Source organism: Nocardia sp. MDA0666 (genome assembly GCF_003023875.1).
GTDB lineage: Bacteria > Actinomycetota > Actinomycetes > Mycobacteriales > Mycobacteriaceae > Nocardia > Nocardia aobensis.
The window spans coordinates 241,475-265,319 of record NZ_PYHT01000006.1 but is presented as its reverse complement, the minus strand read 5'-3'; the positions used below and the strand labels follow the sequence as shown (position 1 = coordinate 265,319).

Below are 23,845 nucleotides of genomic sequence, written 5' to 3'. Positions count from 1 at the left end.
GTGCCCCGGCGCGGCGGCCCGGTCACACCAGCGCGGCGACCTCGGATTCGAGCGTCTGGACCAGGCCCTCGGCCGGACGCTCGCCGCACACCTCGAGCCAGTTCGCCAGCATCCGGTGCCCACCCTGGGTGAGCACCGATTCGGGGTGGAACTGCACGCCGTGGATGGGCAGGTCGCGGTGCCGTACGGCCATCACGATGCCGCTCTCGGTGCGTCCGATCACCTCGATATCACCGGGCAAAGTGTCCTCGAGCACGGTCAGCGAGTGATAGCGGGTGGCGGTGAACGGGTCGGGCAGCCCCGCCAGCACTCCGGCACCGATGTGGAAGACCGAACTCGTCTTACCGTGCAGCAGCTCGGGGGCGCGGGTCACGGTCGCGCCGAACGCCTCTCCGATCGCCTGATGTCCCAGGCACACGCCGAGCAGCGGAGTCCGGGTCCTGGCGCAGGCGCGGACCAGTTCGATACTCGCGCCGGCACGGTCCGGGGTGCCCGGGCCCGGGCTGATCAACAGGCCGTCGAAATCGGCGGCCACGGCGTCGGTGTCCTGCAGCCGGGAGTCGTCGTTGCGCCAGACGGTCGCCTCGGCACCCAGCTGGCCCAGATATTGGACCAGGTTGAATACGAAGCTGTCGTAATTGTCGACGACCAGAACACGCATGGTTCGAGAGTACGTGGCGCCACCATCGATACGCAGCTGAGATAGCCTTTAGGCAGACCTGCACGCCGAATACGAGGACGTCATGCCCAAGTCGAAGGTCCGCAAGAAGACCGACTACACGATCAACCCGACCAGCCGCACTCCGGTGAAGGTGAAGGGCGGTCCGTCGCCGGTCTGGTATGTGGCGATCATGCTCGGCTTCATGCTGGCCGGTCTGGCGTGGTTGCTGGTCTACTACCTGGGCGCCGACCACATCCAGTGGATGAGCGATCTCAACGCCTGGAACTTCCTGATCGGCTTCGGACTGATGGTGATCGGCCTGATCATGACGATGCGGTGGCGCTGAGCGTTCTGTCGCACGGTGGCGCTGATCGCGCGGCGTTTGCGCTTATTACACGCGTGTGATTCATGCACACCTGTGGATGATTCTGTGGACAACTCGAGGAGCAATTGGGGACCGTGAGCACACCGCCCGAACACCCCGAGTCCGATCGTCCGGGGTCCGCTGGGGAATTCGGTAGTTCGGAGCCGGCGCCCCGGCTCGAGTGGTCCACGCCGGCGCCCGCCCTGGCCGCTGTCTCCCTCGGCGGAGTGGCGCTGGCCGTGGCCGCCGCGTTCGCCTCCGACGCACCGAGCCGGCTGTTGATCGGCTTGGCCGCGGCGCTGCTGCTGTGCCTGGCCGGACTGGGCTTCCGACAGCGCCCACGCCTGACTGTCGTTCCCGGAAAACCGGCCCAGCTGGTGATTCGTGGCCTGCTCGGGCCGGTCGGCTACGGTCCCGACCAGATTCTGCGGGCCCGAGTCGTCGGGTTCCGGCGCCTGGGCCGCAGCATCCCCAATCTGGAACTCGACGTCGACCACAAGGGCGAGGAGCGGCTGGTGATCTTCGGCCGCTGGGACCTCGGTACCCACCCCCAGGACGTCCTGGATGTGATGAGCGTGCACGGTCTCGTCCCCCCCGAACCCCGCAACAACTGACACCGGGATCCGCCGGGGACCGAATCAGGCGAGAACGGCCGCACCCGCGCCGATCAGCGCGATCGTCAGCGCCGCGAGGCCGGCCACCGAACTCCATCCGATCCATCGGATCGAATCCCGGGTCCGCGCCCGCAGCCATTCCGGTAGGAACAGGATTCCGGCGGCGGCGAGCGTGCCCGCCACCAGCCCACCGAGATGGCCCCACAGCGAGATACCCGGCAGGGACACGCTGATGAGCAGGTTGATCGCGATCAACACCAGCATCTGCACGGGACTCTGCCGCAGCCGCAGCAGAATGACGGTCATCGCGCCGAACAGGCCGTAGATGGCGCCGGACGCACCGGCCGTGGCGGAATCGGTCGCCAGCCACATGACCGCCGCCGATCCGCCGAGCAGCGAAACCAGATAGATCGCGAGGAATCGCGCACGTCCCAGCACGAGTTCGATATCGCGGCCGAGAATGTAGAGGGCGAACATGTTGACCACCAGGTGCAACGGCCCGTAGTGCAGGAACCCGGAACCGAGGACGCGAATCCACTGCCCCTGTGCGACCCACTTCGGTGCGAGCACCCAGTCGTAGAACAGCTGCGACAGATGATTGTCGGTGACACTGTGGGCTTGGCTCGCGGTGACCGCGAAGACCGCGACATTGATCGCGATCAACGCGTAGGTGACATACGGCGTGCGACCTGCGGTGGCGGACGGACCGCTGACGGCCGGCCGGCCGGAACGAATATCGCTGCGCCCCTGCGCGACACACTCCGCACAGTGCTGTCCGACGGCGGCCGGTTGCAGACATTGGGGGCACGCCGGCCGCCCGCACCGCGTGCATGCCAGGCCGGTGGTGCGATCGGGATGGCGGTAGCAGGTCGGTGCGGGCGGTTGCGGATTCACGAAACTCCGATGGGTCAGCTCAGGGTGATGCTCGAGATGACGACCGGCTCCTTCGGCCGGTCGTTGCGGTCGGTCGCGGTGGTCGCGATGGCGTCGACGACCTTGCGCGAATCGGCGTCCACCACTTCGCCGAAGATGGTGTGGCGGCGGTTCAGGTGCGGCTGCGCACCGACGGTGATGAAGAACTGCGAACCGTTGGTGCCGGGCCCGGCGTTGGCCATGGCCAGCAGGTAGCCGCGGTCGAAGCGCAGTTCGGGGTGGAATTCGTCGGCGAATTCGTAGCCCGGCCCACCACGGCCGGTACCCGTCGGGTCACCGCCCTGAATCATGAAACCGTCGATCACGCGGTGGAATACGCTGCCGTCGTAGAACGGTCCGGAGGTGCCGCCGCCGGCGTTCTTCGTCGTGTAGGCCGCGCTGCCGTCGGCGAGGCCGACGAAGTTGCGCACCGTCTTCGGGGCGTGGTTACCGAAGAGCGAGATCTTGATATCGCCGAGGTTGGTGTGCAGGACGGCCACGGCGGTCTGATTCGGTGAGGTCACGCCGAATATCGTGCCATGTCGGCTGTCCGTACTCGCAGGGCGCGCCTAGCCGGTGTGCGCCGCGTCGTCGGCCGGCTGCGCCGCCGTCCCAGGTGCGGTCGCTCCGCCCGCATATCCCAGCCGCGGCGGTTCCGCGGCCGGCTCCGGCGGCTGCGGGCGACGTGAGGCGGCCGCCCATGCGGCACCGCCCGCGGCCGCGGCAACGCCCGCCGCGATGAGCCGATTACGCAACCGACCGGATTTCCGGGAACTGCCCAACTGCATGCCCCCATGCTGTCACAGCCCCGGGCCGGCCGCAGTAGCGCCAGGTGAGAGCCTCACCGGCTGACGGACCGCTTGAACTGACGAAGTGCCAGTGGCACGAAGATCACCAGAATCGCCACCACCCAGATCAATGTCGTCGCCACCGGATGCTGCAGCGACCACACGTCGGGCGTGGGATTCGCCGGACTCGTGTTGCCGAACAGATCGCGCGTCGCCTGCGTCACCGCCGAGACCGGATTCCATTCCGCGACCACGCGCAGCGGCGTGGGTAGCACCTCGCTGGGCACGAAAGTGTTGGCGATGAAGGTCAGCGGGAAGATCACCATGAAACTGGCGTTGTTGAACACTTCCGGCGCCCGCACCAGCAGACCGACCACGGCCATGATCCAGGAAATCGCGTAGGCGAACAGCAGCAGCAGTACGTAGGCCAGCACGGCCTCGAGGAAGGAGCCGTGGATGCGCCAGCCGACGAGCAGTCCGGTCACCGACATCACCACCAGGCTCACCACATTGATGGCGACGTCGGCCACGGTGCGCCCGACCAGGACCGCCGAGGGCGCCATCGGCAGCGAGCGGAACCGGTCGATGATTCCACGCTGCATATCCTCGGCCAGGCTGGTGCCGGTGAACGTGGCGCCGAAGACCGAGGTCTGGGCGAAGATGCCGGCGATCAGGAATTCGCGATACGAGGTGCCCTGCACGCTGATCGCCGATCCGAAGATGTAGGCGAACAGCAGGACGAACATGATCGGCGACAGCGTCGAGAAGATCAGCACGTCGGGCACTCGTTTGATCTTGATGACGTTGCGCTTGGCGATGGTCAGGCTGTCACCGGCAACGATGGCCGCGCGTTCGGCCAGCGTCGGTCTGCGGGTATCGATCGCCGCGGTGATCATCTGCTGTGTCCTTCCGTGGCTTGTTCGAGGGTCTGCGCGGCATCGGCCGGGTCGATGGAGTCGGCGGCCTCGTGCCCGGTCAGGGTGAGGAAGACGTCGTCGAGCGAGGGCCGCCGCAGGCCCACGTCCTGGATGCGCACCCGGTGCGCGGACAGCCGCTCGATGGTGTCGACCAGCGCCTGTGAGCCGTCGTCGACGGGGATGGTGAGCCGCCGCAATCCCGGTTCGACGTGGATATCGCCGACGGCGAGCCCGGCCAGGGCCTGCTGCGCGACGGCGAGGACGTCGGCGTGTTCGACGGTCAGCTCGATCCGGTCGCCCCCGACCAGGGTCTTGAGCTCGTCGGCGGTGCCGCGCGCGATGACCCTGCCGTGGTCGATCACCGCGATCGCATCGGCCAGCCGGTCCGCTTCCTCCATGTACTGCGTGGTCAGCAGCAGGGTGGTACCGCCGGCGACCAGTTCCTCGATCACATCCCACAGATCCAGCCGGGCCCGCGGGTCGAGGCCGGTGGTGGGCTCGTCGAGGAACAACACCGGCGGATTCGCCACCAGGGCGCCGGCCAGGTCCAGGCGGCGGCGCATCCCGCCGGAGTAACCCTTCACCGGCCGATCGGCCGCCTCGCTGAGCCGGAAGCGTTCGAGCAGTTCCCGGGCACGCTGTTTACTGCGCTGGATGCCCAGGTGGTAGAGCCGCCCCACCATCTCCAGATTCTCGAAGCCGGTGAGGTATTCGTCCACGGCCGCGTACTGGCCGGAGGCGCCGATGTGCGCGCGTAACCGCTGCGGTTCGCGCAGGACATCGATACCGGCGACGGTGGCGCGGCCGGCATCGGGTGTGAGCAGCGTGGTCAGCACCCGGACGGTCGTGGTCTTCCCGGCGCCGTTGGGGCCGAGCAGTGCGGTCACCGTTCCCTCGGGAACCGCGAGATCGAGCCCGTCGAGGGCGACGAGCCGACCGTATTTCTTGACCAAACCCTCGGCGATGATGGCGTCGGGCATGCTTTTCCCCTGCCGTTCGATGTGGATGTGAGGTTTGCTACTGCCGTGCAGTATTGCCCACACCACCGACAAGTTCATCCGAATAAGCCCACATCGCGCACCGGCTCGACCGGCCGGGAAACGGAGGTGGTCGCATCCCGGGATCCGGCGGTGCTCGGGGGTGCCGGCGGGATGCGACCGATTCGATAGTCCCGCGCCCGCACTCGAAGGTCGCGAGTAGTGCACTACTCGAGTACGTCCCGCGCGGCTACCTACCGTCGCTCGCGTAAAGCCCCAAAGGTGTGAAAACGCCCACGACTGGGCGGCGCCACACCCGCACAGCTACCGAATTCGACGCCGGCGACGAGGCCTCGCCACCGCCGATCGTTTCACGTGGAACAAGTTTATTCCGCTGCGTCGCAACATAATTCGCGATTGCCACCGTGACGGCTATCCGGCTCTCGGCAAACCGGACGAGCCGCCCCGCAACACGCCAGAGAAAAAAATTTCGAAACTAGCGCCCCTCATGCAGACACAAACGAGAATCGTCGCGTAGGATCAGTCACGTCGGCCCCTCCCCCCCGGGCCGACCCTACGCGGGCCTCGGCTAACTCCCCCCCTTCGCCGAGGCCCGCTTCCAATTCCCGGACTTTTCCGAGCGGCACACGGACCGCTTCCCCCGTTGTGCGACAGCACTTTCAGCTCCCGTTCCGCCGCAGCACATGGGAACCCAGACGGTTGATTCCACGCACTCGCACACTGCGCAGATTCCGCAGCGAGAACTCGGGTTCGTCCGCCAATTGTGTTGCCGCGCCGTCGTCCACCAGGACGGTGCCCGGCCGCGCGACACCGGTCAGCCGCGCCGCGGTATTCACCACCGAACCGTAGAGATCACCGAACCGTTGCAACACTTGCCCATAGGCCAGCCCGACCCGCAGTTCAGGGGTGGTTCCGGCACTCGTCGTGGCTTCCTGGATCGCCAATGCGATCCGGCCGGCGGCCACCGCGGATTCGGCCGCGAACATGACCTCGTCGCCGACGTTCTTGATGGTCCAGCCACCGTTCGCGGTGATCGCATCCGTGGTGACGGATTCGAACGACTCGAGCAGATCGTCCAGTTCATCGGCTTCCAGATGCCGGGTCAGCCGGGTGTAGCCGACCATATCCGCGAATCCGACGGCCAACTCCCGCAACGTTTCTCCCGTACCGTCGCCGGCCAGGGACCGTGTCAGCGCCGCCGCGAGATGCCGCCGCCACGCATATGCCTGCAGTTGCTGCAGCGCCGACACCACCTCGGCGGTCGCCTCCCGGGCCACCTTGTCCTGGTCCACCCCGGGATCGCCCGCCGTGATCGACCGGATCCGGTCGGCGATCTCCTCCGCGACCAGATCGACCTGCCATTCCGCCAATCGCGCCATCGACTGCCCGAGGGTGCGCGCGGCCGCCTGCTGCCGGCGCACATCGGCGCCGGCCAGCGCGTCGAGACTGCGGAAGTTCCGGACCGCGTTCACATCGCCGTCGGTGAATTCCACCGCGGCGTCGTCGTCATGAGCCGGAAAGCCGAGCGAAACCCACAGCCGCCGGGACAGATCGGCCGGCACACCCGACAGTTCCGCGACCTCGACCCGGTTGTAGCGGCGAGGTCCCTCCAGTAGATACGGCTCGACGACCGACTGGACCAGCTTCGACAGCTCCGGGGAGGCCATAATTCCGACGATACGGATCCCGCCGGAGCCGGGTCGCCCGCCGATGACTTGTCACAGCCGAGCGACCCGGTCGGTCACACGCGGTCCGGGCCGGGCTGCCAGGTCGCGACCGCCCAGATCACCACGACATTCAACGCGATCACCAGGATCGACCACGCCGGGTAGTACGGCAGCCACAAAAAGTTCGCGAGAATCGACAACGCCGCCAACGTGATTGCCACGATCCGGCCCCACGTGGTGCCGGCCATCAGACCGAGGGCGGCGATGACCAGCAGGATCCCCAGCACGATGTGGATCCATCCCCAGGTCGTGGTGTCGAACTGGTAGACGTAGTCGATCCCCACGACGAACAGGTTGTCGTTGGCGACCGCCGAAATTCCTTCCAGAATCGAGAGCACACCGACGGTGACCAGCAGGATCGCCGCGCCGATCGATGTTCCGGCGGCGATGCCCTGACGTACCGGATGCTCCTGCGGGGTTGTGGTCATGGCAGAACTCCTTCCCAGCCGAGGGGCTTTCCCATGAATGTGCCCATCGCGACGCGCCGTGACTTCACCCGTGGCGGGTGAGTATCGGGCGCGGTCGTTCCGCCGGACCGGTTCGCGGCCGGATCTCGAGCTCATCCCGGGCGGATGAGGCGACCACCAGCGGTGGTGCACGAGCCTGGAGGCGAGCAGGCAACCCGGCCGAGGAGGTGAGTTGGTCGTTGTCGATCCGCTATCAGTTCGTCATCGATGGTGAATTGTCCGAGCGGGCCCTGGCGGCATTTCCGGAGTTGAGCCGCAGCGAGCATTCCTCGGCGGGCACGACCACGCTGTTCGGCGCACTCTCCGATGCCACGGCCATGCGGGGTGTGCTCGCGCGGATCGATTCGCTCGGCCTGACACTGCTGGGAATGGCACAACTGCCCGACTCCGCCGGCTGAGGTCGCCGCCGGCTACGGTTCCTCGTCCGGTTCGGGCGCCCGGTCCTGGATCAGCACGCCGACCCACCGGGTGGTCGGATCGATATCGAGCAGCAGCGCCTTCATCAACAGGGTCAGCGGAATCGCCAGCAGCGCACCGAGCGCTCCCAGGACCCACGACCAGAAGACCAGCGACAGGAACGTCACGGTCACGCTGAGGCCGACCGCATCCCCGACGAATTTGGGCTGGATGATCGACTGAATGACGAAATTGATCACCGAGTAGACGACGATCACCCACACCATCAGGATCGGCCCGCTGTCGAGCAGCGCCAGCAGCGCCGGCGGAATCAAGCCGATGACGAAACCGATATTCGGAATGTAGTTGGTGATGAACGACAGCAGCGCCCACAAAAGCGGAAGCGGCACGCCCATCAGCCACAGCGCACCGCCGTCGAAGACGGCGACGATCAAGCCGAATACCGTGGAAACCACCAGGTACTTCCGGGTGCCGCTGGCGAATACGCCCAGCGCATACGCGATTTCGGGTCGAGCCTTGGCGACCACCGCCAGTTTCCGATCGATCATCATGCCGTCGATCGCCATGAACAGCAGCAGTGCCAGCACGAAGAACAGATTGGAGAAGATTCCGAGCGCATTGCTCAGCGCGACGGACAGGACATCGACGACCTTGCCCACATCCAGGCCGTTGAGCGCGTTGTGGATCTGCTCGGTATCCACCCCCAGATCGGCGAGGGTATCCCGCACGCCGTTGAGCATGTCGTCGAGTTTGTCGGAGTATTTCGGCAGTTCGGATGCCAATTGCGCGATCGAGAGCACCAGCGCGCCGAGCAGGACGAGCAGGATCAGTACAACCAGGATCAGCGCCGCCACCATCCCGATCCACGGCCGCCAGCCGCGCCGCTGTACCCAGGTCTGCACCGGCTGAACGGCCATGGTCAGCATCAGCGCCAGGAAGGTGGGACCGAGCACACCGGCGAACGCCCTCATTCCCAGGACTGCCACCACGGCGCCGGCAACGGACAGCATCACGATCAGTCCCCGCGGAAGCGGCCATGTTCCCCCGGAAGCGGGTGGCGGAGCTGCTCGTTCGGCCCGCGCGGGCCGATCTCGTCGCAATTGCATCGGAATTACCTCGCCGCCGCAGACCGGACTGTCGATTCTCCGACCGACACTACGGCTCCGACCGGCCCGGCAGGTCCTGCGCCACGGCCGAATTCGACGGCCCGAGACCGATTCGAAATCATGATGGAACGCACATTTTGACCGATTTCAGCAAATGATTAGTGTACGTTTCAGTTTGGAGAAAGCAGGCTTCACCGACACTGCCTTCGGCGAAGGCACAGCTCCGGGAGGCGCTTTGAACGCTTCGCCCAGAACAACACGATCGCTAGCCGATAGCTCAAACATTGCCACCATCCGCAGTGGCCTCCAACTCGGCGTGCCGGAACTCTCCTTCGTACCGCTGTCGCTTCCCGCCGCTCACGCCCGCATCGACGAGGCGGCGACGACCGGCGCCGGACAGGCCGTATTGATCTGCGCCCCCGCGGGAACCGGCAAGACCGTCCTGGCCGCCGACTGGGTGACGCGACTGGCGACCCGGCATTCCGACTGCCGGGTGGGCTGGCTGACCTTCACCGGCCGCCGCGGCGAATCGGCCGATCTGTGGCGTGCGATCGCCGGAGTGCTCGACCTCCCCGTCGGATCACCGGACCGGGACCCCACCGGTCCGCTCGCCGAACCGGCGACACTGGTGGACCGGTTGACCGACCGAGCCGAACCGACGGTGCTCGTCCTCGACGACGCCCACCTACTCACCGACCCCTTGGCCCTGGCGGGTCTGGAGTATGTCGTCGAAAACGCACCGCCGACCCTCACGACGATCGTCACCGGCCGGTTCGATCCGCCGCTGCGATGGCACGGGCTCGAGCTGAGTGGCCGGCTCACCCGTCTGACCGCGCGCGAACTCGCGCTCGACGACGAACGCACCGCGGCCCTGCTCGGCCAGCACGACCTCCACCTGAGCGCTGCCGATATCGCCGGAATCCAACGGCTGACCTGCGGCTGGGCCGCACTCGTACGGATCGCCGCGATCTACCTGGCCGCGAATCCGCAGGACCGGCCGACCGCGTTGGCGGCATTGGCCCGCGCGCCCCACGCCATCAGCGACTTCCTCGTCGGCGAATTGCTGGGCGCGCTGCCCGACGATGCGCTGCACTTCCTGCTCGCGACCGCGGTACCCGAGGAGTTCAGTGTCGCGCTGGCCACCGAGCTGGTCGGCGAATCCGCCCCGGCCACACTGGAATATCTGCTGCGCAACAACCTGCCGATCACGTGCGTGGCACGCTACGGCGAACTGTGGCACAGCTATCACCCGATGCTGCGGGCCTACCTGCTCGCCGAGGCCGCGCGCACGCTTGCGAACCGGCTGCCACGCATTCACCGCAGTTGTTCCGCATGGTTCGTCGATGCCCGGATGCCCTCCGCGGCACTGCATCATGTGCTCGCCGTGCCGGGGCACCCGCAGCTGTCGCGGTTCATCCGCGAACACGGCCCGAGGTTGGTGTTCGGCGGGGACGGGCCGTCCTTCTTCGCCCGGCTCGACGATGTCGGCGAACTCGCCGACGATCAATTCGTCCAGCTACTGCGCATCGCCGAGGCCGTGAGCCGCGGGGACGTGGCGGCGTGCACGGCATATCTGGATCGACTCGAAGCAGAACCCTGTTCGGCCTCCGCCCTGGTGCCCGCGTCCTGGCTGATCGCACTGCGCACCGCGGTGGTCGTGGATGTCGCGGTGTTGACGGGCGCCGAACCCGCTGCGCCCGAGCCGGCGACGCCCACGCCGACCGGTCACGCCGAACTGGACTGCTACATCGTCGCGCAGGTGGCGAATGCGCATCTGCACCGCGGCGATGTGGCGCGCGCCGAATCGGGACTGTGGCAGGCGCTCGCGCTGGCCGAACACGCCGGACTGGGCCGCTTCGTCGTGCCGGCGGCGACGCGATTGGCGCTGTGCGGCGGTATCGGCGGCCATCTCACGGTGATGTGCAAGCGGGCCGAACACGCCGTGGAACTCGCCGAGAAGTACGGACTGCGAACACATTCCGCGATGACGCACGCACAGGCGATGATCGCCTACGCGCACTACCTGCAGGGTGATCCGATCGAGGCCCACGGGCAGCTCCCGCCCGCCACGACGAGCGGCCTCTCCCCCGCGCCGACCGCCGACCGGCAGGCGCTGGCGTTGCTCCGGCTGATCGAATTCGATTCCGCCACAGATCGTTTCCTGGCCGCCGATACGCTGCGGATGCAACTGCTGGACATGTTCGCCGAGCCGACACCGCCGCGCTCCGCGGGCAATCTGGTCCTGCACACGGTGTCGGCACTGCTGCGGATCCAATCCCGCGTCGGCGCACAGACTCTGGTCGAGCGAGCGATCGCGGTGCTGGGCCACACACCCGATGTCGTGCTGGCGCAGGCCTGCCTGTCGGAGTACGCGCAGACCTCGTCGACGACACTCGAACTGCTGCAGCCATTGCTGCGCCGGACCGAGGGACTGCCCGCGCTCACCGCCGTCACCGGCTGGCTCTTGTACGCCTCCGCATCCGACCATCTGGACCGTCCGGTCAAGGCCTACGAGGCACTGGCGCGGGCGCTGAATCACGCGGCCGACGACCGGATCGTGCGACCGTTCCTGGAGGTGCCGGGAATCGTTGCGTTACTGGACGGTTCGGTCGGCCGTTTCGGTCACCACGACCGGCTGGTCGATCTGATCCGGTCCCATCCGTCGGCTCGCGGCGCGGCGCACAACCCCGGGCTGACCGAAACCGAGATGTCGGTGTTGCGCCAGCTGCCGTCCGGGATGACGACGCTGAATATCGCCGAGGGCATGGGTGTTTCGATCAACACCGTCAAAACACATTTGCGCGGGATCTATCACAAACTGGGTAGCGGATCCCGGGCCGAGGCCATCGCACGGGCGCGCGAACTCGGTTTGATCTGATCGGAATCGGCCGAGCCGTCCGAAGGGTCGCCGAGAAAATCGCCGATCGCGGGCCAGGTCGAGCCGGCCGCGTCGGGACCCACCATCAGGCCCAGATGTCCGCCGGACACCTCCACGAACCGCACCTCGGCGGCGCCGGTGAGCAGGTCCACACCGCGGCGGGTGGAACCGGCGGGCACCAGCATGTCGGTGCGGCTGCCGATCAGCAGCACCCGGCAGGTCAGTTTCGACAGATCCACGACGAGATCCGAGCGCAGTCGAATCACGCCGTCCGCCAATTCGTTTCGCAACACCAGACTGCGATAGATCTGCCACAGCGAACGTCCGGGATAGCCGGGCATGGTCGCCATGAAGCGGTCGACCGCTTCCATGCGGGCCAGCGCCTCGGTGTCGGCGGCGTGCCGGGCGATGAACAGCGGACGGGTCAGCTCGCGATCGAAGGCCTGTAACCGGAAGCCGAGCCGGACCAGCTCGCGCGGGGCCCCGCCGAGCAATTTCGTCGCCAGGGCGACGCCTCGTCCACCGGTCAGCTTCCCCGCCATCCGGACCGGCACCAGGAACGGGGTGCGGCGCTGGTCGAACGGTGCAGCCAGGCCGGTGACCGACGCGATCGGCAGATCCGCATGGGCCGCCGCGGCGATCATCGCGAGCGCGCCACCCAGCGACCAGCCGATCACGTCCACGGGTCGCCCGTGTTCGGCGGCGACGCGGCGCACCGCGTCCGGCACGATGCCGTGGGTCCAGTGCTCGAGGCCGAGATCCCGGTCGCCGTAATCGAAATCGCCGTAGTCGACCACATACGGCTGCTTGCCGATGGCGAGCAGGTAGCGCACGAGGCTCTGGCCGTCCCGCAGGTCGAAGCAGGCCGGCGTGACCGCGAGCGGTGGTACCAGCAGCACCGGATTCCCGGTACCGGGTTCGTCGCGGTCGTAGCGCAGCAGTCGATTGTGCGGCTGCTCGCTGATCGGTGTGGACGACGCCGGCCGGTAGGGCTCAATTCCGTCGCCGAACGACACCGCCCAGATATTGCGCGCCGCGCGCGGCAGATCCGCAACGATCGCGACCACGGGCTGTTCCCTTCCACTCCCGGCCGCGATTCCCGCAGCACGCCGGTCCACACCGGCACCTCGACGAACGATAGCTATTCGATGGTAGGCAGGCAGCACATCTGCCCGCTACGCGAAGTTACATATAACACGTTCGGTAAGGTCGGCGGGAATCGCGCTCACCGACCGAACCAGCGAGTCAGGGCCGTCGTCACACCCTCGACACCCTCGGTGGCTGCCCACGCGACATATCCGTCCGGACGGACGAGCACCCCGGCCGCCTCGCCGGCACCGGTCCCGTCCGAGGCGTTCAGCGGCTTCGCCGTGACGATCCGTATCCGGTCCTGCCACGGCGCCGCCGCGGCGCGCAGCTCCACGGAGTCGGCGAAGTCGAACAGCACGCCCTGGCCGGAGGCGAAGTGTTCGGCCACGCGAGTCCCGTCGGAGAGATCGCGATCGGGAACGATGGTGCCGACCAGTTCGTGGTCGCCGCCCAGGTGGTAACGGTGCAGGACGCCGGAGATCCGTTTGAACACGGTGGTCGCGCCGTCGCCGGTGGACAGCAGTTCGGACATCACCGCCCGCAGTGCCTTACTGCGCCGATCCAGCCGCATCAGCGCGACCTGCGCCCGAGTCCATTCCAGCACCCAGGCGCCGATCGGATACCGCTCGGCGGTGTAGGTGTCCAGGAGCCGCTCGTCCATCCGGCCGTCGACGACCGCGGCCAGCTTCCAGCCGAGACAGACCGCATCGCCGATTCCCAGATTCAGGCCCTGTCCGCCGAACGGCGAATGCACGTGCGCCGCATCGCCGGCGAGCAGCACGCGGCCCTTGCGATAGTCCGGGACCTGACGGGTGTTGTCGGTGAACCGGGTCGCCGAATGCACCGCCGAGACCCGCACGGGTACCCCGGCGACCCGGCGCAGGCTCGCCTCCAGCTCGGCGGCCGTGATCGGCGCGTCACGATCGACGGGCGGTCCGTCGAGTTCGACCGTCAGAAAACGGCCGGGGGTCGGCCCGTAGACATAGATGCCATGGTCGGTGTCGTGCCAACCGGGCCGCAGCCCTTCGGTTTCCGACATCTCCACCACCGCCTGCCGCCCGGTGATCTCCGGCCCGATACCCGGGAAATCGAAGCCGGCGAGTCTGCGGACGGTGCTGCGTCCGCCGTCGCAACCCACCAGCCACGAAGCACGGATCTCGTCGGAACGGCCGCTCTCTTCGCCGCCGCTGCTCTCGCCGGCACGGCAACGCACCGTCACCGCGTCGCCGTGGTCGGTCAGATCGATCAGGTGCACGCCCCGGCGCACCACCACGCCGAGTTCCGCCGCGCGCGCACCGAGAATCTCCTCGATGCCCTGCTGGCTCACCAGCACGGCTCGCCCCGCCGGCCCCACGCCCGCGAAGGCCGGATCTTCCGCGTCGATCAGGTCGAACGACAACATGATTCCCGCGAAATGGCCCGCGATCGGCGGCCGGTTCGCAGGGCCCGCCGTCGAACCGGTGAACGCCTTCATCCGCTCGACCGCCGCCTGCTGATGCGACAGCAACTCGGGCAACAGTCCGCGCCGATCGAAGGCCTGTGCCGTCGGCACATTGATCGCGCCGGCCTTGATGGTCCGATCGATCTCCGTCAGCCGCTCCACGACCAGCACCTCGACGCCGGCCAGCCGCAGTTCACATGCCAGCATCAGCCCGACCGGGCCCGCACCGGCGATCACCACATCGAATGTCTCGCTCATGGCATCGACCCTGCCGCCGGTCGCTTGCAGCTCCCTTGCACCGCGAATGCGGCCTACGCAAGGCTCAGGTGAGCGCCACCAGTTCGTGCAAGGTGGTGCCGGTACGCCGGACCGGTTCGGCCCCGCCGAGCACGGTGAGTTCGAAGGTGGATTCGAATCGGAAATAGCCCGGACGACCGACCAACCTGTGCGCCAGCGGTTTCAGCAATCGCGTGCCGACCACCGGAATATCGTCGAGGAGATCGTGGGCGTGAATCACCCGATCCACGGTCAGCCGCAACTCGACCTGATCGGGTACGCGCAGTTCGATCCACTCCGGATAGCCGCGCCCGGCGGTGGCGTCGAACCGCGCCGGCCCCTCCCGCAAGGTCGTCTCGCCGGTCGAGAGGACAATGCGGTCCCGATGAGCCAGCATGAGCGGCGCGATCTCGTGCGCTCCGCGCCGCTGCTGGGTCAGCACGTCGGCGAACAGCAGCGAATAGTCCTCGACATACAGCCGGCCCCAGTGCCAGCGCTCGATGATCTTGCGCATATCGCCGACGCCCCAGTTGTGGTCGGCGTAACCGCGACCGGTCACGGACCGCTCGACGCCGTCGATGGTCACGGTGCCGCTCACCCGGGCTCGCGGCGCGCCGACCACCCAGCCGAAGGAATCACCGCCGCCGAAATGCGTTTCGCCCTGTCCCGGCATCCAGCTGGGCAGTTCGTTGTCGAAGCGCAGGTCGAATTCCAGACCGTCCTCGGCCAGTCGCAGATGGTGTGTCGGCAACCCGCCGGGCCGGAATTCGGTATAGGCGCGGTTGTTTCCGATCCGCACATCGCAGGATCGCGCATCGAACGACGCCTGCTTGCGGGGATACTTCCGCGAGACCTGCCGGCGGGTGCCGTCCGGTTCGTAGACCATCAACTCGACCCAGGGACGCGCGTGCGGGAAATCCTCGGGACGGCGTTTGGTGAGAAATCCGACGACGGTGTGCCCGCTGTCGAGATGTGCGTCGAAATACCAGTGCTCGAAGGCGAGCGAACTCGCCGCGGGATGGAGTGCGTTGTGCCGCGGCTCGACCGTGGTGAGATCGCCGTCCCGGCGGCCGGGACCGTTCCATGCCTCGACAATGGCTGTGTCGTTCATCGCCGCAACGCTCCGCTCGCATCGAATTCCGCTTCCCGGCCCTGCATTTGGGCGCGGTACCAGTTCTCCCGGTGCCGGACCATCACCGTCTCGTGCAGCCGGCCGACCGGCGGTATCCGGCGCACGAATTCCATGGCGGTGATCAACGGGAGCCGCAGCACCGGAATCAGCAGCCAGGGAAAGGCCGGGGGCATACGGTATTTGCGCCGTGTGCCGGGCGCCATGTACATCGCCGAATACACCGAGTTGATGCGGTAGTTGTAGGCCGCCCGCAACCGGCTCGCGCCGCGGTGTTCGGGACGCGGGGCGAAGGCGGCGGGATAGGACTCGATCAATTCCGCGCCGTGCACACCGGCGTCGTAGGAACGCGAGGCGATCGTCATCGCCAGCACCCGCAGCGAGTCGATCACCGTTTCGGGATGCCACTGCAATCGCACGCCCAGCAGATAACCCATGTACCTCTGAAAGTGCAGCAGCGCACGGATTTCCGACGGCGTGGTCTGATAGCCCAGCGCCCACAGCCCGAGGCCGGGTGTCACACTGCCCGCGATCAGGGTCAGCAACTGATAGGTCTGGCTGATCGGCAGTCCCCACTTGTCGGTATCCCATTCGGGATGGCCGGCCACCCGCGCCCGCACCGACACGTGCATCACTCGGACCTTCAGCGCGGTGGCGCGCCCGGTGGACCCCGGCGTCAGCAGCGCATTCGGCTGTGAGACGTCCATCCAGAATCGGCAGGTCTCCAAATACCTTCGCAGCGCACTGTTTCCGGCGTAACCGCCCGCGAGCGACAGCGGGGTGGCGACCGCGGATTCGGTGTACATCTCCAGCGTTTCCGCACCCGCGAAGCTGAACAACATGGTGCCCCACCGCCGCCAAATGGCCGCACCCTGTTCGACCAGCTCCGGACGCACCCATTCGGGCACGGTGTCGAATTCGGCGAACAGTTCGCGCATCGAATCCGGTGCCTCGGGAACGGCATCGATCCCTTCGGCCAACGCCCGGTCCAGCAGAGCCCGGCCGGCCGCCGAGCCGCCGGGACCGTGCATCACCTCGGCGACGAATCGTTCGGCGACCGGATCACCGGCGAACAGATCCTCGGTGAGGGCCCGCGCCTGGTCGTCGGTCGGAAAGAGTTCAGCGCCGGTCACCTTCCGCACGATCGCTTCCAGCCGCTGGACGGCGGGCTGCTGCTTGGCCTCCCAGTACCGGAAAGCGCTGGGGCATTTCAGGGTTCGCAGCTGTGTCGTCATTCGCATTCACCGCACCGTTCGGAATCGCAGCATCATGTCGTGGTCCTCGTGATCGAGCAGATGGCAGTGCCAGACGAAACCGCGTAGATCCGAATCCTGATGCGCGGCATGTTCCGCCGAATGCGCCGCACCCGGCATCGGCGGGCCGATCCTGGGGAACGAGGCGTCGGGATCGAAGCCGAGTTCGTCGGCGGTGGGAAATCGCACCACGATGCGGGTGACGGTGCCGCCGTCGACTCGCACCACATCCTTGCGGCCGCTCTCCCACGGCGCCGGCGGCTGCGCCGGGCCCGCGAGGAAACCCTCCGGGTCGGGAGTCCAGCGGGTGCCGATCGGCGGTTGGGGATGAGCGAGTTGATAATCCACAGTCCGTAGCGGCGTCCTGCTCAGGATGCGGAAATCCACCAGGTGGATGTGGATGGGATGGGGATCGGGTGTGATGTTGACGATGTTCCACACCTCGGTCGTGCCCTGCCGCGGCATGTCGATATCCGGATCCGAATAGCGCAGGTTGTTCAGCGACATGATCGCGGGCGGCATCCGCAGTTCATAGGGCTGGCTGATGGTGAGGGTGCGCGACAGCGCCGGAACCGGCACCGGCGGCAGCGCCGCGGGCTGTCGCGGCCCGCCGCGCAGCGTCTGCGGCACCGGTCCGCGCAATCCCGCGCGATCCTCGGCGCGGAAGCGGCAGAACACCGGCATCGCGACCTCCCCGAGGATCGCTGCCTGGAACACCGGTTGTTCGTCGTTGCACAGGTCGACCGTCTCCCCCGGCGCGAGATCGGCGAAATCCACCAGGAGATCGATCCGTTCGGCCGGGGCGAGCCGCAGATTACGCACCGGCACCGGCGCATCGAGGAGTCCGTGGTCGTTTCCGATCACCCAGAACCGCATCCGATTGCCGAAGAACAGATTCCACGTGCTGAACGAGGCGGCATTGATCGCACGGAACCGATACAGCCCGCGCGCGACCGGCAGCAGCGGCCACACCGCCCCGTTCACCACCCCGACGTCGCCGACCGCACCGCCCTCCCACGAACCCGGTGGGACCACCGCGGTCGAACGCAGACTCTGGCGGCCGTCGGGGGAGAACAATTTCTCCTGCAGCACCAGAGGTATTTCGAACTCTCCCGCCGGCAGCCCGAGCGGATTGCCCGAAGCTCCCGTGTCGAATTCGTCGCGCAGCAGCATCATGCCCGTCAATCCGGCGTAGACGTTCGCGCGGGTGATCCCCATCGCGTGGTCGTGGTACCAGAGGTGACCGGCCGACTGGCGCAGCGGGAAGTCGTAATCGAGGTGCTGTCCCGGCATGACCAGGCGTTCGGGATGTCCGTCACTGGCGGGCGGCGTCACTGCGCCGTGCAGATGCAGCGAGGCCGGGACCGTGGTCCGGTAACTCTCCGGCACCCCGTGCAGCGTGGTGTCGATATCGGCCGCGAACGGATGGTCGCCGAGCCGGTTGTGGAACCGGACGGTGAGGGGGCGGCCGGCCTCGTGTTCGATGGTCGGGCCCAGGTACGTCCGGTCGTTGTACCCGAACGCGGGCACCGCGGGCATATCGCGGTGAAAGCGATGGCTGGTGGTGGTCGCCACGAGGTCCAGGTGACTCCCGGTGACGACGGGTGGCCGCGGAAGTTCATCGACGAAGGGCCGCATCGGCGGCGAATGGAATATCAGCGGACTCTCGAACCCGCCGGGTGCGGGATCGGCGGTGGCCGTCGCCGCGCGCCCGGCCACCGCGGCCGTCAGACCTGCGCCGAAACCGCGCAGCATCGCGCGGCGGCCGATCGGTCGATACATCCCTCGCACCTTCCGAGGTGACACCGATCGTCACCCGTCGCAGCGACCATACCATTGAGTACAGTAGACGGTACTCGTTTGAATGGTCCGAGGAGGTGCGCCGGATGCGCGTCGAATCCCCAGCCGACCGGCTCCCCTACGATCGGGTCATGGATCTGGGCGACTCGGCGGTGAATGGATGACGACACCGAAGAAGGCCCCGGTCACGTCCGAGAAGGCGGTGTCGAAGAAGGCGGTGTCCAAAAAGGCGGAGGCACAACATCGCAACCGCCCACGAACGGCGCGGCTGTCGTACGACGACTGGGTGAACGGCGCCTTGGACCTGCTCGGGCGCGAGGGTGTGACCGCGATCCGGATTCCCCGGCTGTGCGAGGAACTGGGCGTCACCAAGGGCAGTTTCTACTGGCATTTCGACGATCTCGAACAACTGATGGCCGCGATGGCCGACCGGTGGGGCGACATGCAGAGCGAAGCCGTGCGTGCCCTCGCCGCCTTGGATTCGATTCCGGTCGAGTCCCGCATCGAACAGATGGCGGCCATGCTGGTGGATCCGAAGCACTGGATGGTCGAGGCATCGGTGCGGGAGTGGTCACGCACCGACGACACCGTGGCGGCGGCGGTCCGGGCGCTGGATCAGCGCATCTTCCGCACCGTGCAGACAGCCATGCTCGATCTGGGTTTCGAGCCGGTTCAGGCGCGGCTGCGCGCCGGCGCGATGGTGTATCTGGGAATCGGGCTGATCCACGGCCGCGACAATCTGCCGACCCCGACGCCGGAGGAAGTACAGGCGGTCATCGACCTGCTGGCCCGGCCGTGATTTTGTGGAGCTGTGAACGTTGTGGAGCCTAGGGGAATCGAACCCCTAACCCCTGCCTTGCAAAGGCAGTGCTCTGCCAATTGAGCTAAGGCCCCGGTCGAGCGTGACGGCTCAGCGCGCGGTCACCTCGTGCCACAGATCCGCCTCGCTCCGCTTGCGAACCTTGGTGACAGCGAAGACAACTGCGGCAATGACACCGATCGTCAGAAGAAGTTTCATGCCGTCCACCCTACTGTGCCGCGACTGCCCCGGCAGACAGTGATCGGATCCGCCCGATCGTGAGAAGAAGAAGTGGAGCCTAGGGGAATCGAACCCCTAACCCCTGCCTTGCAAAGGCAGTGCTCTGCCAATTGAGCTAAGGCCCCCTCGGCCGTCGATGACGACCAGGTGTGTGAATGTGGGCCTAGGAGGACTTGAACCTCCGACCTCTTCGTTATCAGCGAAGCGCTCTAACCGCCTGAGCTATAGGCCCGTGGTGTTCGTCTCGACATGTTGTCGTGACTGACTCGGTAGAGACTACACAACCCTCCGATTGCTCTCCAAAACGCCTGGTCAGAGCGCCCGTAAAGCACGAACGGCCGGTCCGGTGAGAACCGGCCGGCCGTGCGTCGCGAGTCGTCAGTCCGGATCGGCCAGCGTCACCTGCACGCCGCCCACCAGATCGGTGCACTGGTTGTAGATGAATACGCCCACCGTCGACAGCGCGGTGAACAGCACCACGTTGATCAGGCCGATGACGGCCGCGTATCCGAAGACGCTGCCGGCGTCGATGATCGTCGTCGCCGAGGAGTTGTTGTCGTTCACCATGTCGGTGAAGGTGCTGTTCAGGCGGTCCCACACACCCATGCCGGACAGCACGATGTAGAGGAATCCGACGGCCAGCATCCACACGAAGAACATGGCGACGCTGATCACCAGCGACACCTTCAACGTCGACCACGGGTCGATATGGCGCACCTGCACGGTCGCGCGCAACGGCTCACCGCTGGTGACCGCCTGGGCGACCGCCGCCTGCGCCGCCGGGGAGACGGTCGGCGCCGCGGTCTTCACCGCCATCGGAACCGACTGTGCCGCACCGGGGTCCGCCTGCGGCATCGGATGACGCAGATCCGACAGATCGGGCAGATCCTTGATCAGTTCCGGGCGGGCGATGCTGCGGGTGGGTCCGTCGATGCCGACGGACTTCACCATCGCCGCTTCCTTGCGCGCGGCCTTGGCCGCGAGGTCGGTGGTGGTGCGGGCGTTCTTCACCCCGCCACCGAGTCCGGTCTGCGAATTCGCCCGGCCCTGCACCGGGGCCTGGCCGGGGCGATTCAGATTCGACTGCGGCTCCCGCTGCGGCAGCTGCGACCACCCCTCCTCGAAGCGAGAACCACGACCGTCACCGGCCTCGGCGGCCTCCGGCGCCGAACCGCCGGATTTCGCGGAATCGCCTTGCGACTCGGGGTTTGCGGGCGAACTACCCGAGCCGTTGTCGGCCGACGACCCCGACCGCGGCGCCGGCCGCGGCGGAATCGGTGACGGTGCGATCCGCTCGGTCACACCGTTGGCGTGGTTTCGCTCGTCGTTCGGCTGATTCGGAGTGGTCAATGCAGAATCCTTCGATCCGTCGTGGCGCCGCTGCTTGTGGAGAAATTACCGCTTCCAGAACCTAACGCTAATCCGAGCCTCAGGCCTCTTCTTCACCGGAAACCTGGTCGGGCTCATCAGCGTTACGAGCGATCGCCAGCAAGGTATCGCCCTCGCCGAGGTTCATCAAACGCACGCCCTTGGTCTGCCGGCCCGCCTTGCGTACCTGATTCGCCGCCGTCCGGATGACACCGCCGCCGGACGTGATGGCATAGAGCTCGTCATCGTCGTCGACGATGAGCGCTCCTACCAGACTGCCACGCTTCGGGTCGTACTGAATCGTCAACACACCTTTACCGCCGCGGCCCTGTGCGGTGTACTCCTCGATCGCGGTGCGCTTGGAGTATCCGCCCGCGGTCGCGACCAGCAGATAGGTGCCGTCGCGAACGACGTTGAGCGACAACAGCTCATCGTCGGCGTTGAACCTCATACCCTGCACGCCCGAGGTCGCGCGGCCCATGGGACGCAGCACCTCGTCGTTGGCGGTGAACCGGATCGACTGCCCGTGCGCGGACACCAGCAGCAGATCCTCCTCGGCCGAACACAGTGCGGCGCCGACCAATTCGTCACCGTCGCGCAGATTCACCGCGACGATGCCGCCAGTGCGGTTGGAGTCGAAGTCGGTCAGTTTCGACTTCTTCACCAGGCCGTTGCGGGTGGCCAGCACCAGATACGGAGCGTCCTCGTAGGTCTTGATCCGGATGACCTGGGCGATCTTCTCCTCCGGCTGGAAAGCCAGCAGGTTGGCCACGTGCTGGCCGCGCGCGGTGCGGTTGGCCTCGGGCAACTCGTAGGCCTTGGCCCGGTAGACCCGGCCGAGGTTGGTGAAGAACAGCAGCCAGTCGTGGGTCGAGGTGACGAAGAAGTGCTTGACCAGATCGTCCTGCTTGAGGCCCGCACCCTGCACACCCTTACCGCCGCGCTTCTGGCTGCGGTACAGATCGGTCTTGGTGCGCTTGGCGTAGCCGGTCGCGGTGATGGTGACCACGACGTCCTCGCGAGCGATCAGATCCTCGTCGGCGACGTCGCCGTCGGCCGCGACGATCTTGGTGCGGCGGTCGTCGCCGTACTTCTCGACGATCTCGGCCAGTTCGTCGCGCACGATGGCACGCTGACGTTCCGGCTTCTCCAGGATGTCCTTCAAATCGGCGATCTCGGCCTCGATGCGGGCCAATTCGTCGATGATCTTCTGCCGCTCCAGGGCCGACAGGCGCCGCAGCTGCATATCCAGGATGGCGGTCGCCTGGATCTCGTCGATCTCGAGCAGTTCCATCAGGCCGGTGCGCGCGGTGTCGGTATTGGCCGAACGCCGGATCAGGGCGATGACCTCGTCCAGCATGTCCAGGGCCTTGACCAGGCCGCGCAGGATGTGCGCCCGCTCCTCGGCCTTGCGCAACAGGTAGCGGGTGCGCCGGACGATGACGTCCAACTGGTGATCGACGTAGAGCCGGATCATCTGGTCCAACCGCAGCGTGCGCGGCACACCGTCGACGATCGACAGCATGTTGGCGCCGAAGCTGGTCTGCAGCTGGGTGTGCTTGTAGAGGTTGTTCAGCACCACCTTGGCCACGGCATCGCGCTTGACCGTGACCACGATCCGCATACCCGCGCGGTCGGAGGACTCGTCGTGGATATCGGAGATACCCGCGATCTTGCCGTCCTTGACCTGCTCGGCGATCGAGTTGATGAAGTTGTCGGTGTTGACCTGGTACGGCAGCTCGGTGATGACGATCGTGGTGCGACCGCGATTGTCCTCCTCGATCTCCACCACACCGCGCATCCGGATGGAACCGCGTCCGGTGGTGTAGGCGTCGTGGATGCCCTGGTTTCCGACGATCAGGCCGTAGGTCGGGAAGTCCGGACCCTTGACGCGCTCCATACACGCGGCGAGGGTGGTCTCCTCGTCGGCGTCGTAGTTGTCCAGCGCCCAGTAGATGGCGTCGGCCAACTCGTTCAGGTTGTGCGGCGGGATATTGGTCGCCATACCGACGGCGATGCCGTTGGACCCGTTCATCAACAGGTTCGGCACCCGGCTGGGGAGAACCACGGGCTCCTGGGAGCGGCCGTCGTAGTTCGGCGTGAAATCGACCGTCTCGTGGTCGATTTCGCGGAGCAGCTCCATCGCCAGCGGGGTGAGCCGGCACTCGGTGTACCGCATGGCGGCCGCGCCGTCGTTACCGCGGGAACCGAAGTTGCCCTGCCCGTCGACCAGCGGATACCGCAGCGACCACGGCTGCGCCATGCGCACCAGGGTGTCGTAGATCGAGGCGTCGCCGTGCGGGTGGTAGTTACCCATGGTCTCGGCGACCGGACGCGCGGATTTCACGTAACCGCGGTCGGGCCGATACCCGTTGTCGTACATCGCGTAGAGCACGCGCCGGTGCACCGGCTTGAGACCGTCGCGCACATCGGGCAGCGCGCGGCCCACGATCACGCTCATCGCGTAATCGATGTAGCTGCTCTGCATTTCGTTCTGGATGTCGACCGGCTCGATCCGGTCGCCCGCACCACCTTCGGGCGGCAGGGTGGTCTCAGTCATGAATTCTCCTTAACAGGCCTGGGCGGTGTGACGGGCGCGCG

The 23,845-nt window shown here is 66.8% G+C and carries 22 protein-coding genes and 3 tRNA genes; 5 read left to right on the top strand and 20 right to left on the bottom strand.

Going from position 1 to position 23,845, the window contains the following annotated elements:
- Window positions 1–22: 22 nt before the first annotated feature.
- On the bottom strand, window positions 23–661 hold the full coding sequence (locus C8258_RS12780) for an aminodeoxychorismate/anthranilate synthase component II (RefSeq protein WP_036496928.1): 639 nt from the start codon (window positions 659–661) through the stop codon (window positions 23–25).
- Window positions 662–743: 82 nt separating this feature from the next.
- Between C8258_RS12780 and crgA the strand changes: the two genes are divergently transcribed.
- Both crgA and C8258_RS12770 read left to right on the top strand, forming a co-directional pair.
- On the top strand, window positions 744–1,007 hold the full coding sequence (gene crgA / locus C8258_RS12775) for a cell division protein CrgA (protein WP_030516702.1): 264 nt from the start codon (window positions 744–746) through the stop codon (window positions 1,005–1,007).
- A 113-nt stretch (window positions 1,008–1,120) separates the two neighbouring features.
- Window positions 1,121–1,639 (top strand): PH domain-containing protein, encoded by a 519-nt coding sequence (locus tag C8258_RS12770; protein WP_106955346.1) that lies wholly within the window; start codon window positions 1,121–1,123, stop codon window positions 1,637–1,639.
- A 24-nt stretch (window positions 1,640–1,663) separates the two neighbouring features.
- On the opposite strand, the gene C8258_RS12765 is transcribed toward C8258_RS12770, so the two are convergent.
- The 7 genes from C8258_RS12765 to C8258_RS12735 all read right to left on the bottom strand — a co-directional run bounded on the left by C8258_RS12765 (window position 1,664) and on the right by C8258_RS12735 (window position 7,409).
- Window positions 1,664–2,533 carry a rhomboid family intramembrane serine protease gene (locus C8258_RS12765; RefSeq protein ID WP_106955345.1) on the bottom strand — a complete coding sequence of 290 codons (870 nt, stop codon included), beginning with the start codon at window positions 2,531–2,533 and terminating at the stop codon, window positions 1,664–1,666.
- Window positions 2,534–2,547: 14 nt separating this feature from the next.
- Window positions 2,548–3,075: a peptidylprolyl isomerase gene (locus tag C8258_RS12760; protein ID WP_036496926.1), complete on the bottom strand. Its 528-nt coding sequence runs from the start codon at window positions 3,073–3,075 to the stop codon at window positions 2,548–2,550.
- A 45-nt stretch (window positions 3,076–3,120) separates the two neighbouring features.
- Entirely contained in the window at window positions 3,121–3,339 is a 219-nt protein-coding gene (locus C8258_RS12755) for a hypothetical protein (protein WP_106955344.1), read from the bottom strand.
- Between the two features lie 53 nt (window positions 3,340–3,392).
- Window positions 3,393–4,235: an ABC transporter permease gene (locus C8258_RS12750; RefSeq protein ID WP_051043474.1), complete on the bottom strand. Its 843-nt coding sequence runs from the start codon at window positions 4,233–4,235 to the stop codon at window positions 3,393–3,395.
- Window positions 4,232–5,236 (bottom strand): ATP-binding cassette domain-containing protein, encoded by a 1,005-nt coding sequence (locus C8258_RS12745; RefSeq protein ID WP_106955343.1) that lies wholly within the window; start codon window positions 5,234–5,236, stop codon window positions 4,232–4,234. The genes C8258_RS12750 and C8258_RS12745 overlap by 4 nt, the downstream gene beginning before the upstream one ends.
- Before the next feature lie 677 nt (window positions 5,237–5,913).
- Entirely contained in the window at window positions 5,914–6,921 is a 1,008-nt protein-coding gene (locus tag C8258_RS12740) for an adenylate/guanylate cyclase domain-containing protein (RefSeq protein ID WP_106955342.1), read from the bottom strand.
- 74 nt (window positions 6,922–6,995) lie between these two features.
- Window positions 6,996–7,409 carry a hypothetical protein gene (locus tag C8258_RS12735; RefSeq protein ID WP_036496921.1) on the bottom strand — a complete coding sequence of 138 codons (414 nt, stop codon included), beginning with the start codon at window positions 7,407–7,409 and terminating at the stop codon, window positions 6,996–6,998.
- Between the two features lie 206 nt (window positions 7,410–7,615).
- Here C8258_RS12735 and C8258_RS12730 point away from each other — a divergent pair, with 206 nt between their 5' ends.
- Window positions 7,616–7,846, top strand: a complete 231-nt coding sequence (locus C8258_RS12730) for a hypothetical protein (RefSeq protein ID WP_036496920.1) — start codon at window positions 7,616–7,618, stop codon at window positions 7,844–7,846.
- Between the two features lie 12 nt (window positions 7,847–7,858).
- Here the strand turns inward: C8258_RS12730 and C8258_RS12725 are convergent, their stop codons facing one another.
- Window positions 7,859–8,971 (bottom strand): AI-2E family transporter, encoded by a 1,113-nt coding sequence (locus tag C8258_RS12725; RefSeq protein WP_106955341.1) that lies wholly within the window; start codon window positions 8,969–8,971, stop codon window positions 7,859–7,861.
- Window positions 8,972–9,287: 316 nt separating this feature from the next.
- Between C8258_RS12725 and C8258_RS12720 the strand changes: the two genes are divergently transcribed.
- The gene (locus tag C8258_RS12720; RefSeq protein ID WP_158271252.1) at window positions 9,288–11,849 is read left to right on the top strand and encodes a LuxR C-terminal-related transcriptional regulator; all 2,562 of its coding nucleotides are present in this window, start codon (window positions 9,288–9,290) and stop codon (window positions 11,847–11,849) included.
- Here the strand turns inward: C8258_RS12720 and C8258_RS12715 are convergent.
- The 5 genes from C8258_RS12715 to C8258_RS12695 all read right to left on the bottom strand — a co-directional run bounded on the left by C8258_RS12715 (window position 11,783) and on the right by C8258_RS12695 (window position 18,819).
- Window positions 11,783–12,916 carry an alpha/beta fold hydrolase gene (locus C8258_RS12715; RefSeq protein ID WP_106955339.1) on the bottom strand — a complete coding sequence of 378 codons (1,134 nt, stop codon included), beginning with the start codon at window positions 12,914–12,916 and terminating at the stop codon, window positions 11,783–11,785. The two genes, C8258_RS12720 and C8258_RS12715, sit on opposite strands and share 67 nt — an antisense overlap.
- A gap of 158 nt (window positions 12,917–13,074) precedes the next feature.
- The gene (locus tag C8258_RS12710) at window positions 13,075–14,637 is read right to left on the bottom strand and encodes an FAD-dependent monooxygenase (RefSeq protein WP_106955338.1); all 1,563 of its coding nucleotides are present in this window, start codon (window positions 14,635–14,637) and stop codon (window positions 13,075–13,077) included.
- A 64-nt stretch (window positions 14,638–14,701) separates the two neighbouring features.
- Window positions 14,702–15,766 (bottom strand): lipocalin-like domain-containing protein, encoded by a 1,065-nt coding sequence (locus C8258_RS12705; RefSeq protein ID WP_106955337.1) that lies wholly within the window; start codon window positions 15,764–15,766, stop codon window positions 14,702–14,704.
- A complete protein-coding gene (locus C8258_RS12700; protein WP_106955392.1) occupies window positions 15,763–17,019 on the bottom strand; it encodes an oxygenase MpaB family protein in 1,257 nt (418 codons plus the stop codon). The genes C8258_RS12705 and C8258_RS12700 overlap by 4 nt, the downstream gene beginning before the upstream one ends.
- A gap of 6 nt (window positions 17,020–17,025) precedes the next feature.
- On the bottom strand, window positions 17,026–18,819 hold the full coding sequence (locus tag C8258_RS12695) for a multicopper oxidase family protein (protein ID WP_106955336.1): 1,794 nt from the start codon (window positions 18,817–18,819) through the stop codon (window positions 17,026–17,028).
- Between the two features lie 178 nt (window positions 18,820–18,997).
- Between C8258_RS12695 and C8258_RS12690 the strand changes: the two genes are divergently transcribed.
- On the top strand, window positions 18,998–19,636 hold the full coding sequence (locus C8258_RS12690; RefSeq protein ID WP_233225047.1) for a TetR/AcrR family transcriptional regulator: 639 nt from the start codon (window positions 18,998–19,000) through the stop codon (window positions 19,634–19,636).
- 22 nt (window positions 19,637–19,658) lie between these two features.
- Here the strand turns inward: C8258_RS12690 and C8258_RS12685 are convergent.
- The 6 genes from C8258_RS12685 to gyrA form a co-directional block, all read right to left on the bottom strand.
- Window positions 19,659–19,731, bottom strand: a tRNA-Ala gene (locus tag C8258_RS12685).
- A 16-nt stretch (window positions 19,732–19,747) separates the two neighbouring features.
- Complete coding sequence (locus C8258_RS33165; RefSeq protein WP_210743954.1) at window positions 19,748–19,855, bottom strand: DLW-39 family protein; 108 nt, start codon at window positions 19,853–19,855, stop codon at window positions 19,748–19,750.
- Window positions 19,856–19,928: 73 nt separating this feature from the next.
- Window positions 19,929–20,001: transfer RNA gene (locus tag C8258_RS12680), tRNA-Ala, on the bottom strand.
- A 33-nt stretch (window positions 20,002–20,034) separates the two neighbouring features.
- Window positions 20,035–20,108: transfer RNA gene (locus tag C8258_RS12675), tRNA-Ile, on the bottom strand.
- Window positions 20,109–20,254: 146 nt separating this feature from the next.
- The gene (locus tag C8258_RS32870) at window positions 20,255–21,226 is read right to left on the bottom strand and encodes a DUF3566 domain-containing protein (protein WP_063008843.1); all 972 of its coding nucleotides are present in this window, start codon (window positions 21,224–21,226) and stop codon (window positions 20,255–20,257) included.
- Between the two features lie 79 nt (window positions 21,227–21,305).
- Window positions 21,306–23,804: a DNA gyrase subunit A gene (gene gyrA / locus C8258_RS12665; protein WP_106955335.1), complete on the bottom strand. Its 2,499-nt coding sequence runs from the start codon at window positions 23,802–23,804 to the stop codon at window positions 21,306–21,308.
- Window positions 23,805–23,845 lie beyond the last annotated feature (41 nt).